9 protein-coding genes and 1 pseudogene are annotated in these 11,145 nt (G+C 61.2%); 6 read left to right on the top strand and 4 right to left on the bottom strand.

Translation table 11 applies throughout. The annotated features are described in order from the left end of the window. The first annotated feature begins 17 nt into the window (after nt 1-17). The 4 genes and pseudogenes from H0V78_10230 to H0V78_10215 all read left to right on the top strand — a co-directional run bounded on the left by H0V78_10230 (nt 18) and on the right by H0V78_10215 (nt 2,874). Nucleotides 18-335 (top strand): hypothetical protein, encoded by a 318-nt coding sequence (locus H0V78_10230; GenBank protein ID MBA2352134.1) that lies wholly within the window; start codon nt 18-20, stop codon nt 333-335. A 165-nt stretch (nt 336-500) separates the two neighbouring features. Continuing rightward, nucleotides 501-856, top strand: a pseudogene (locus tag H0V78_10225) (hypothetical protein). 107 nt (nt 857-963) lie between these two features. Next, nucleotides 964-1,413, top strand: a complete 450-nt coding sequence (gene msrB, locus H0V78_10220) for a peptide-methionine (R)-S-oxide reductase MsrB (GenBank protein MBA2352133.1) — start codon at nt 964-966, stop codon at nt 1,411-1,413. Between the two features lie 96 nt (nt 1,414-1,509). After that, nucleotides 1,510-2,874: an Nramp family divalent metal transporter gene (locus H0V78_10215; GenBank protein MBA2352132.1), complete on the top strand. Its 1,365-nt coding sequence runs from the start codon at nt 1,510-1,512 to the stop codon at nt 2,872-2,874. Nucleotides 2,875-3,051: 177 nt separating this feature from the next. Here H0V78_10215 and H0V78_10210 read toward each other — a convergent pair whose 3' ends face one another. Beyond that, complete coding sequence (locus tag H0V78_10210) at nt 3,052-4,254, bottom strand: ammonium transporter (GenBank protein ID MBA2352131.1); 1,203 nt, start codon at nt 4,252-4,254, stop codon at nt 3,052-3,054. Between the two features lie 227 nt (nt 4,255-4,481). Between H0V78_10210 and H0V78_10205 the strand changes: the two genes are divergently transcribed. Together H0V78_10205 and H0V78_10200 are read left to right on the top strand one after the other, a co-directional pair. Continuing rightward, on the top strand, nt 4,482-4,922 hold the full coding sequence (locus H0V78_10205) for a thioesterase family protein (GenBank protein ID MBA2352130.1): 441 nt from the start codon (nt 4,482-4,484) through the stop codon (nt 4,920-4,922). Nucleotides 4,923-5,099: 177 nt separating this feature from the next. After that, nucleotides 5,100-8,831, top strand: coding sequence for a PAS domain S-box protein (locus H0V78_10200; GenBank protein MBA2352129.1), 3,732 nt, complete (start codon nt 5,100-5,102; stop codon nt 8,829-8,831). Between the two features lie 68 nt (nt 8,832-8,899). Here H0V78_10200 and H0V78_10195 read toward each other — a convergent pair whose 3' ends face one another. From H0V78_10195 to H0V78_10185, 3 genes are all read right to left on the bottom strand, one after another. Then, nucleotides 8,900-9,688: a glycosyltransferase family 2 protein gene (locus tag H0V78_10195; protein MBA2352128.1), complete on the bottom strand. Its 789-nt coding sequence runs from the start codon at nt 9,686-9,688 to the stop codon at nt 8,900-8,902. 61 nt (nt 9,689-9,749) lie between these two features. Next, nucleotides 9,750-10,193: a hydroxymyristoyl-ACP dehydratase gene (locus tag H0V78_10190; protein ID MBA2352127.1), complete on the bottom strand. Its 444-nt coding sequence runs from the start codon at nt 10,191-10,193 to the stop codon at nt 9,750-9,752. Continuing rightward, nucleotides 10,186-10,974 (bottom strand): beta-ketoacyl synthase chain length factor, encoded by a 789-nt coding sequence (locus tag H0V78_10185; GenBank protein MBA2352126.1) that lies wholly within the window; start codon nt 10,972-10,974, stop codon nt 10,186-10,188. Before H0V78_10185 ends, H0V78_10190 begins: the two co-directional genes overlap by 8 nt. Nucleotides 10,975-11,145: the final 171 nt, after the last annotated feature.

Here is an 11,145-nt window from a genome sequence, read left to right as displayed (position 1 = left end):
CGGACGACGGTGAGCCAATGCTGAGCGACGACATGTTCGCAAGTGGCGGCAGCGTGCGCTTCAACAAGAGTGGCAAGAAGCAATTGGCGATTGTAACCACGCGTGATCCCTGGCAGGCGGAATTGCTCGCTTTTGTGGCTGGAAAGGGTGTGCGCGGCCTCGTGCGGATTCCGCTCCAGGAAGTCGATTGTCGTTCGCTGCGCACAGCCTTTGAGCGTTTTCTGAGCGAACGGACGCTTCGCCTGCGTGAACTGATTTCGGAGCGGACGGCTGACGAAGAAATGCAGGAGAAAATCTGTGCGGCGCTATTTCCAAGGCTAAACCAAAGCGGATGACCGAAAAGTCCCCGCGCATGCTCGCTCGTTGCTGCACTCCGCGGTTGTACTTGTTCAGGCTCGAGCCCGTCCTTGAGACCATGCTACATATCGCGGGGAACTTCCGGCGATCTCTTTTTCCAAACGGATACGGGCATTAGGCCCCTTTTTTTGGAGGAAACCATCATGCCGCGAGGAGCAAGCCCTGGGCGCGAAAGGCGAATACGAAAGGCTGAAAAAAGGATTTCAAACACGAGGGTCGCTACAAGGGCCGCGAGGATGAAGTCGCTTCCAGAATCGTCAACAAGCAACGCGCGCAGTCTGGTGAAACCAAAGCCGAAACGGCAAAAGGCCGCCATCAAAAATCAGCCGATGACGGCTTGCCGATCAACCATTACGACCAGTTGAGCATCGGCGAAATCGGCGAGGAACTCGAATCGCTGTCAGCGAAGGACGTGCGGGAACTCAAAGACTACGAGGAAAAGCACAAGAATCGGAAGACACTGATCGCGCAGTACGACAAAGCGCTGGCAAGCAATTGAGATTACGGGGCGGCGTCGATTCAATCTGCCGTCGCGGATAATTTTTCGACATTCCGTGTCGAACGCGCTGCCACGCAGATTGCCGGGCGTGCAGATACGGAGTCGCCATGGAAAAGATCCGCAAATCCGAACAGGAATGGAAAGAGGCGCTGACCAAAGAGCAATATCGCGTCACGCGCCAGAAAGGAACTGAGCGCGCATTCACCGGGGAATACGCGGACTGCAAGGACGCCGGCGTCTATCGCTGCGTGTGCTGCGGCAACGAGTTGTTCGGTTCGAATGCGAAGTTCGATTCAGGCACCGGCTGGCCGAGCTTCACGGCGCCCATCGATCCGGACAAGGTCAGCACTGAATCGGACAACAGCTTTTTGATGCGCCGTACCGAGGTTGTGTGCAGCGCTTGCGACGCGCATCTGGGGCACGTGTTCGACGATGGGCCGCAGCCGAGCGGGCAGCGCTACTGCATCAATTCGGCGTCGCTCAAGCTCGACAAGACGACATCCACCGCTACCAATCTCAGCAAGACTGGGGCGGAGACTGACAAGACGAACGTCTGAGCCCGACAATCGCGCGGGCGATGCGTTGGCGGGCCGCCTCGCCTTGCGGCGCGCGCATCAAGGCAACGCGCCGATGAAAACGAAAAGGTTGGTCACATGAATCACAACGTCACCGAAACTGCGAAAGCGCCGCTGTTCAACGGTTGGCGCAGAGAACAAGCTACGCCCAGCCTGCCGGAGGCGAATGCGAGCCTTGCCGTGCCGCGCGGCGCGAGTTTCTGGCGCAAAATGCTGGCCTTTTCGGGGCCTGGTTATCTGGTCGCGGTCGGTTATATGGATCCCGGCAACTGGGCGACCGATCTTGCCGGCGGTTCGCGCTTCAATTACACGCTGCTGTCGGTCATCATGATTTCGAATCTGATGGCGATCCTGCTGCAGGCGCTGGCGCTTCGGCTCGGCATCGTCACCGGACGCGATCTGGCGCAGGCCTGCCGCGATCACTTCTCGCCGCGCGTTTCGTTCGTATTGTGGGTGCTGTGCGAACTGGCGATCATCGCTTGCGATCTCGCCGAAGTCATCGGCTCGGCGATCGCGCTCAACCTGCTGTTTGGCATTCCGCTGGTGTGGGGCGTCTTGCTGACCGCGTTCGACGTGATGATCCTGCTGCTGCTGCAGAACCGCGGCTTTCGCTGGCTGGAAGCGGTGGTGATCGCGCTCGTTCTGACCATCGGTGTTTCGTTTGCCGCGCAGATCGTTTTTTCGCATCCCGATATCGCCGCTATCGCGCGCGGCTTCGTGCCGTCACCGCAGATCGTCACCAATCCCGAGATGCTTTATATCGCCATCGGCATCCTCGGCGCGACGGTCATGCCGCACAATCTTTACCTGCATTCTTCGATCGCGCAAACCCGCAATTACGCAAGGACGCGCGAGGGCAAAAAAGAGGCGATCAAGTTCGCGACCATCGATTCTACCCTGGCGCTGATGCTGGCGCTGTTCATCAATTCCGCGATTCTGATCGTGGCGGCGGCCGCTTTTTACAGCAGCGGCAATCACGAGGTCGCGGAGATCGGCGAGGCCTACCAGTTGCTGTCGCCGATTTTGGGCGTAGCCGGCGCCAGCACGCTGTTCGCGGTCGCCTTGCTCGCATCCGGCCAAGCCTCGACCTTGACCGGAACTTTGGCCGGCCAGATCGTGATGGAGGGCTTCCTCAACATTCGTCTGCGGCCCTGGCTGCGGCGGCTGGTCACGCGCCTGATTGCGATTGTGCCGGCAGTGATCGTGACAGCGCTTTATGGCGAATCGGGAACCGCGAGACTGCTGATCCTGAGCCAGGTCGTTCTCAGCATGCAACTGAGCTTCGCGGTTATTCCGCTTGTGATGTTCACCAGCGATCGGCGCAAAATGGGCGAGTTCGTGAGCCCACCGTGGCGCATCGCGTTGGCGTGGAGCGTTGCCGTTTTGATCGCGGTACTCAATATCTGGCTATTGTTGCAGGTTGTTCGCGGCTGGCTGACTTAGGGGCTTGTTGAAAAAGCCGCGACGTGTCATTGCGAGGAGCGTTTTTTGTGACCAAGCGATCTCTAAGCTCTCGATACTACCGAAGGCGAGATTGCTTCCCCCGAATCAAGTCCGGGGCTAAAGGCTGCTCGCAACGACGGTTTTTGAGCTTTTCAGGAAACCTTTAGAGAGCTCTAATCACCATCCTCCCTCTTTTTCCGGCGTTGCCGAAATTTTGTGGATGCTCAAATCCGTGCCATTGAATTCCTGCTCGGGATCGAGGCGGATGCCGACGGCGGCTTTCAGCAGGCCATAAACGATGGCGCCGCCGATCACGGCGACGCTGATGCCGAGACCGGTGCCTATCAGTTGCGACGGCAACGAGACGCCGCCGATACCGCCGAAGGTCTGCAGGCCGAAAATTCCCGCCGCGATACCGCCCCACGCGCCGCATAGACCGTGCAGCGGCCAGACGCCGAGCACGTCGTCGATCTTCCAGCGATTCTGCGTCAATGTGAACATGATGACGAACAGCGCGCCGGCGATGGCGCCTGTCGCCAGCGCGCCGAGCGGATGCATGAGATCGGATCCGGCGCACACGGCGACCAGACCGGCGAGCGGCCCGTTGTGCACGAATCCCGGATCGTTGCGGCCGACGGCGAGGGCGGCGAGTATGCCGCCGGACATTGCCATCAGCGAGTTCAGCGCGACGAGCCCGCTGATCTTGTCGATGGTCTGCGCCGACATCACGTTGAAGCCGAACCAGCCGATCGACAGCACCCATGCGCCGAGCGCCAGGAATGGAATCGATGAAGGCGGATGCGCGCTGATCGCTCCGCTCGTCTGATAACGCCCGCGCCGCGCGCCGAGCAGCGCGACTGCAACCAGCGCGATCCAGCCGCCGACCGCATGGACGACGACCGAGCCGGCGAAATCATGGAATTTGGCGCCGAAGCTCGCCGCCAGCCACGCCTGTATGCCGAACGCATCGTTCCACGCTATCCCTTCGAAAAGCGGATAGACGAAGCCGACGAGCAGAAACGACGCCGCAAGTTGCGGGTAGAATCTCGCGCGCTCGGCTATGCCGCCTGAAACGATGGCCGGGATGGCCGCCGCGAACGTCAGTAGGAAGAAGAATTTGACCAGATCGTAGCCGCTTCTTTGCGTCAGCGTCGCCGCGTCGGCAAAGAAACTGACGCCATAAGCGATCAAATACCCGATGAAGAAATAGGCGATAGTCGAAACCGCGAAGTCGCACAATATCTTGATTAGCGCGTTGACCTGATTTTTCTTGCGCACCGTGCCGAGTTCGAGAAACGCGAAACCGGCGTGCATCGCGAGCACCATGATCGCGCCGAGCAGAATGAATAAAACGTCATTGCTGGTTTTCAGGTTTTCCATGACTCCCCTCTGGAAATAGGTGTTGCGATTGACGGAGTGATTTCCGCTGGTATGGTTACTCTGTTGGCCGGGTTCCGGTGCGGCATCCTGTATAGTCACCATCGCCCGCACGCGCGGATCGATGCGCCCGCCAAGCTTTGATTATAGCCACGCAAGCCAGGACTCGCTTTATCGACTGATGGGGGCCTTTACCTGAAGCGGGAACGACAGATCGATCGGGAAGAACGATGAAAAATTTTCTGCAAGCCGGGCTAGCTTCTGAATTCGAATTCACCATTCCGTCGACCAAAACCGTGCCGCATTTGTACCCCGAGTCCGAGCTGTTTCAGCAAATGCCGGAAGTGTTCGCGACCGGATTCATGGTCGGCTTGATCGAATGGGCGTGCGCGGAAGCGATCAAGCCTTATCTCGACTGGCCGCGCGAGCAGACGCTGGGCACCGATGTGAAATTCTCCCATCTGGCGCCGACGCCGCCGGGCTTCACGGTGACAGTCAACGTGACCTTGACCCAGGTCGAAGGACGCAAACTGACATTTGCCGTAACCGCGCATGACGGCATCGACCGTATTTCCTCCGGCGTGCACGAGCGCTTCATCATCGATGCGGCGAAATTCAATGCGAAAGTCGCGGCGAAACGCTCGCAACTTGCCGATGCCGGAGAAAAATGAGCGTTCCCGCCGATGAGACGAGCGGGTTTCGACGGATAACCAGCAATGTCGCTGGCGCCCGCCCCGACTGGCTTGCTTCGCCACTTCGAGGGGCTCGACTATACTAAGCTGTCGCGTCGCTCGCGCATGGCTAAGCGACCACGGCGGCGCCAACACGAGTTCGGATTTTCTCACCCAATGAAAATGGTGGTCGCCTATCTGCTGAAAACCGCCGGATTCGCCGTGATTTATTTCCTCGCGGCGAAACTCGGCTTCATGCTGCTCGCAGTCGATAGCGCGGCGACCGCGGTTTGGCCGGCATCGGGCATCGCGCTCGCCGGTCTGCTGCTCGGCGGCATACGGTACTTCCCGGCCATCGCAATCGGCGCCGGTTTAGCCAATTTCAGCGAAGGTCTTCCCCTGGTGGCGACGCTCGGCATCGCGCTCGGCAATACACTGGAGCCGATGCTCGCGACTTGGCTGCTGCGCCGCTTCGGCTTTTCGGCATCGTTCGAACGCCTCGAAGATGCGCTGCGCCTTTTGATCATCGGCGCCGTCACCAGCCCTATACTTGGCTCCGCAATCGGCACCGCCAGCCTCGCTTTGGGCGGTGTGCTGCCAGCGGAAATCATGCTGGTCTGGATCGTCTGGTGGATGGGTGCGGCACTCGGTATTGCGCTGATCACGCCGGTCCTGCTGAGTTGGGCCGCGCGGCCGCGCGTCGAACTCGATGCCGGCCGCGGCATCGAAGCGACCGTCCTGCTGGCTGCGCTGATTGGCATCGGGATCGTGGCATTTTTCTATCCACCTTTCTCCGAACCGGAACAGCATCCGCTTGGCTACCTTGTTTTTCCGGTTGCAGTCTGGATCGCGCTGCGTTTCTCGCCGCGCATTGCATCGGCCGCGACCCTGCTGCTCGCCATCCTTGCAATGGGGGCTACGGCGCTCGAACAAGGGCCTTTCGCGGCGGATTCGGTCAGCACGAATTTGCTGATGGAGTCCTTCCTCGCCGCGCTCGCAGTGATGACGCTGATCTTGTCGGCCACGCAAACCGAACGCCGGCGCTCGGAGCTCGCGCTTCGGCAAAGCGAGGAAAACCTGTCGATCACGCTGCACTCGATCGGCGATGCCGTCGTGACCACCGACGCCAAGGGGTCCGTGATGCGCCTGAATCCGGTCGCCGAATACCTGACTGGGTGGCACAGTGACGAGGCCCGGGGTCAGCCGGTCGAAGAAATTTTTCGGCTGATCGATGAAGATAATCGCATGCCGGTCGACAATCCGGTTGCGCGCGCACTGGCGCGCGGCGAAATCGTCGGGCTTCCCAATCACACCTTGCTGATCGCGCGCGACGGCAGCGAGCGGCCAATCGCCGATTCGGCCGCGCCGATACGCAACGCCAGGCACGAAATCGTCGGCGCCGTGCTCGTGTTCAGCGATCGCTTCGATGCGCGCCGCGCCGAGCGCGAAATCAAGCGCCAGCAAACGCTGCTGCGGAAGATTCTCGATACCCTGCCGATCAATGTATTTTTGAAAAACGCGGAGGGGCAGTACCTGATCGTCAATCAGACAACCTGCAAAACCATGGGCCGCGAGGAGCACGATCTGCTCGGCAAGGACGACTACGCGGTATTTCCCGAAGTGGTGGCGCAAGGCTTGCGGGACGAAGATGCTGACGCCGCCGCCGGCCGCGAGCTGGTGCTGCACGAGCACCGCATCGAACGCGGCGCCAATGAAGAATGGCTGCTCACCGGTATCACGCGGCTGAACGATCCACTCGTCGGCGGCGCGTCGGGTCAAGATTTGCTGCTCGGCTTTTCGATCGACATCACGGCGAGAAAACGCGCCGAGCAGGCGCTGCGGGAAAGCGAGGAGCGCTTTCGCGCGACGTTCGAACAGGCCGCCGTCGGCCTCGCGCACGTCGCCCTCGATGGCCGCTTCCTGCGCGTCAACCCCAAGCTGTGCGAAATCCTCGGCTATACGCGCGAGGAGCTGCTGCGGATCGATTTCAAGGACATCACGCATACCGATCATCTGGCGGAGGATATCGCCTACCTCGATAGGGTGCGCGCCGGCGAAACCTCGAATGTCGCGCACGAAAAGCGCTATATCCGCAAGGACGGCAGCGAAGTCTGGGCGGACATTAGCGTCGCGGTCGTCAGCGAACAGTCCGGCGCGCCTGAATATTTTCTGTGGGTGATCCAGGATGTTTCCGAGCGCAAGCGCCACGAGTTGCGCCTGAAAGAAAGCGAACGGCGGTTTCACGACGTCGTCGCGGCGGCCGGCGAATTCGTCTGGGAAGTCGACGCGGACTGGCGCTATACCTACGTTTCCGAGCGCATGGGCGGATTGCTCGGCTACAGCGACAAGGAAGTGCTCGGCAGCCGGCCGACCGATTTCATGCCCGAGGATGAAGCGAATCGAGTCAAGGAATGGTTCAAGCAGCGCATCTCGCCGGGGCAGCCGTTTCGTTACCTCGAACATATGGGCCGTACCAAGTGGGGCGAGATCATCTGGCAGCAGGTCAGCGGCGTGCCCATCCTCGACGGGCGCGGCAACGTGACCGGCTATCGCGGCACCAGCCTCGACATCACCGATCGCAAGCTCGCCGAGCAACAAATCGAAAAGCTGGCGACGCGCGATCCGCTGACCGAATTGCCGAACCGCGTGCTCCTCAACGATCGCCTGAACCAGGGCATCGTGTCGTCGCGGCGCAGTAGCTTGTCGTTCGCGCTGCTGTTCATCGACCTCGACCGCTTCAAGAACATCAACGATTCGCTGGGCCATCATATCGGCGACGCCTTGCTGAAACAGGTCGCGGCGCGCCTCGGCAATTGCGTGCGCAAGGGCGATACGCTGGCGCGCCTCGGCGGCGACGAATTCGTCGTCGCGCTGTTCGGCCTGAAGGATACCGATGACGCTTCGCAGGTCGCGCAGAAGATGCTGCGTTCCGTGGCGCAGCCATACACGGTCGACCACCTCGCGCTGAATACCTCGTGCTCGGTCGGCATCAGCATTTTCCCGACCGACGGTGAAGACGTGCAGACCCTGATGAAAAACGCCGACGTAGCCATGTACCACGCGAAGGAAAAAGGTCGCAACAATTATCAGTTTTTCTCGGCCGAGATGAACACGCGCGCGGTCGAGCGCCTGAACGTCGAGAACGACCTGAGGCGCGCCCTCGAGCGGCACGAACTCGTGCTGCATTACCAGCCGCTGGTCAGCATGCGAAGCGGCCAGATCGTCGGCATGGAAACCCTGGTGCGCTGGCGCCACCCGAAAAGGGGGCTGATCCAGCCCGGCCAGTTCATCGCGATCGCCGAGGAAACAGGGCTGATCGTGCCGATCGGCGAGTGGGTGCTGTATAACGCTTGCGCGCAAAACAAAGCGTGGCAGTTGGCGGGCTATCCGCCGTTACGCGTCGCGGTAAATCTGTCGCCCGGCCAATTTACCGATCACCGCGAATTGCTGAAACAGATTTCCAGGGTGTTGACAACGACCGGGCTCGATCCGCGCTATCTCGAATTCGAGATGACGGAAAGCCTGCTGCTGCAGAACATCGAGGAGAATCTGGCCATCCTGCGCAAGCTGGGACAGCTCGGCACGCGCATCTCGATCGACGATTTCGGCACCGGTTATTCTTCGCTGAGTTATCTGAAGCGGCTGCCGATTGACACCATCAAGATCGATCGCTCATTCGTGCGCGATATCGAAAGCGATTCGGACGATGCCGCGATTGTCAGCGCCATTGTCGCCATGGCGCGCAGCCTGCAGTTGCGCGTGGTTGCCGAAGGCGTCGAAACGGACGGCCAGTTTGCCGCCATGCAATACCTGAAATGCCACGAATATCAGGGCTTCTATTACAGCAAACCGGTTCCAGCCGAGGAATTCGCGCGCAAGTTCTTTGGCGCCGTCGTGCAGAGCAGATAGCTTGAAGTTGGTTGAGTGAACGGTGAGCAGCAGAGCAATCCGGCTTTCCCCTCAATCACGTTCCACTCTCACTTCTCGCCCCTCACCGTTCGCCGTTCCTGTTCATCGCGCGCCCACATCCCGCCCGGGCGCCGCAAGCTCCGAATTAAGCCGGGCAGGCATAACCCGCGCGAAACCAGCTTCCAGGCGACCATGCGGACGATAAGGACGATGTCGGCCACCGGCCGGAAGTGGCTGGCGCGGGCGTTGGTGCGGTAAATCGATGGCACGAGAACAGCGATGCTGCAATGGCCGCGGCGTCCGGCCTCGATCAAAACCTCACTTTCGAAGACGAAGCTCGCGCGCGTATCACAACACGGCATGGTTGCGCGCAGCACCGCCGCCGGATACAGGCGAAAGCCCGATTGGCTGTCGCTGATCGGGTACCCGGCCGCCCATGCGATCCAGAAATTGGCGAAGCGATTGGCGTAATAGCGCGGCCGCGGCGCGTTGTGACGATCGATCAGACGCGAAGCTATGACGATCGCATCGGGTTGCGCGCGATGCGCCGCGATCAGTTTGACGATATCGGCAGGATCGTGCTGTCCGTCCCCGTCCAGCGTGATCACCGCCTGAACGCCGTGCTCCAGCGCGTATTCGATGCCACGCCGCAGACTGGCTGCCTTGCCGAGATTTTTTTCATTCGCCAGCAGTACGATGGGCGCGCCGGCGAGCGCGGTGCGCATGCCGTCGTTCGAGCCATCGTCGATGACCACAACCAGAGGCACGACGCGTGAGGCTGACAGCGCGACTTCACGTATCGTCGCCGCCTCGTTGTAGGCGGGAATGACGACGGCATAGTTTTCGGCCCGCTTCATCGAGTCGTCTGCCCATCAAGAGTTTCGGTGGGCGCCGCGAGGGCTGGCGCACGCCGCCGCTTCATGCCGACGCGCGCGCCAGCAACACCATGGCGCGGCCGCGCATGATGCAGCGGCTTCCGGCGTGCAGCGAGAATTCGTAGAGCAGGCTCGTATTGTCGCCAATCAGCCGATAGGCGCTGACGATGAGATCGTCGGCGATGTCGTCGAGCCGCTCGACATCCGCTTCGAACTCGCGCACCGCCGCCAGCATCCCAGGAACCGCGTCTGCTCCGCCCAGCAGCGCGCCATGCACAGCCATAGCCTGCGCGGCGTATTCGATACCGCACAGCGCATGCAGTTCTCCGTTATCGCGCAAGGGATTGCCGGCGTCGCGGTGACCGGTTGCGCGGCACCTTACGCTTTGATCATCGCACTCGATCACTGCGTCGAGCAGACACATCGCGCCGCTGTGCGGAATCAGCGCAGCGATCGTATCGCGGGCGGGCAGAGCATTCTTATTCATTTATGCTGTCGACCACGACATGGCAGCCGTCGATGTAACTCATTTTGATCGGACCGGCCGCTCGCTGCGCGAGCGCCTCCAGCAACGTGAGCGCGCGCCCGGCCGGGTTATCGCGAAACGCTGCCGGAATCGCCGCGGGAAACTCGCCGACGGCATCGCCTCGCTCGACTGATATCGACCAGAAGGCAAGCGAATCGCGGGCGGGCGGGGGCGCCAATACCAGCGCGACGGCAAACGCTTCGGTGATGGGGCGCACCGCCCATAACGGTTCTGGATAGCGCAGGTCGCACGCAACCAGCAGCACCGGCGCCTGATCGACAACGACTTCGCTCGCCGCTTCCAGCAAACCGACGGCGAACGACGCATCGTGTCCGCAAAGCGTGACCGAAGAACGGCGCGAAGCCGCGCCGATGCTCCAGTAGCCGGCCGGCGCATTGTGCACCGAGTTTTGAAAGCGTGTCGGCGACACGATGCGTTCCGGCGTTGCGAGCGCCTGACAAATATTGTTCAGCGTGTCGGCGTCGCCGCCGCTGGAGGTGAATACCGTGGCGAGATCGCTTGCCGCAAGCCCCGAAGCCGCAACTGCTTCCTGCGCTGCCGCGATCGACCAGCGCATGATCGCGGCGCCCCGCCGCCGCTCGTTGGGCGGGAGCAAGTCGGGCCTGGGTTGCGGCGGCGGCTCCTGGCGATAGACGCGTCCGCCGCACAGAATCGCACGCGCGGTCGGCCAATCCGGAAGGCCGGCGCCTAATACGCCGATGCCCTGAACGCAAACGCGCATCACACCGCTAAGGAACCTCTGATTAACCTATACACCCCCGCGTTGCGACGAGAAGGCCGCAGACGCAAGGCGCGGGACGAAGGGCAGTGGTTGCTCCCACGACCGAGTCCCGCAACGCCGCAGATGGCGGCCTTCTCGTCGCAACCCGCATGGGCCGGCACTTATCCGGGC

Source organism: Burkholderiales bacterium (genome assembly GCA_013695435.1).
In the GTDB taxonomy this organism is placed as follows: Bacteria; Pseudomonadota; Gammaproteobacteria; order Burkholderiales; family JACMKV01; genus JACMKV01.
This window is presented reverse-complemented; position numbering and strand designations above follow the sequence as displayed.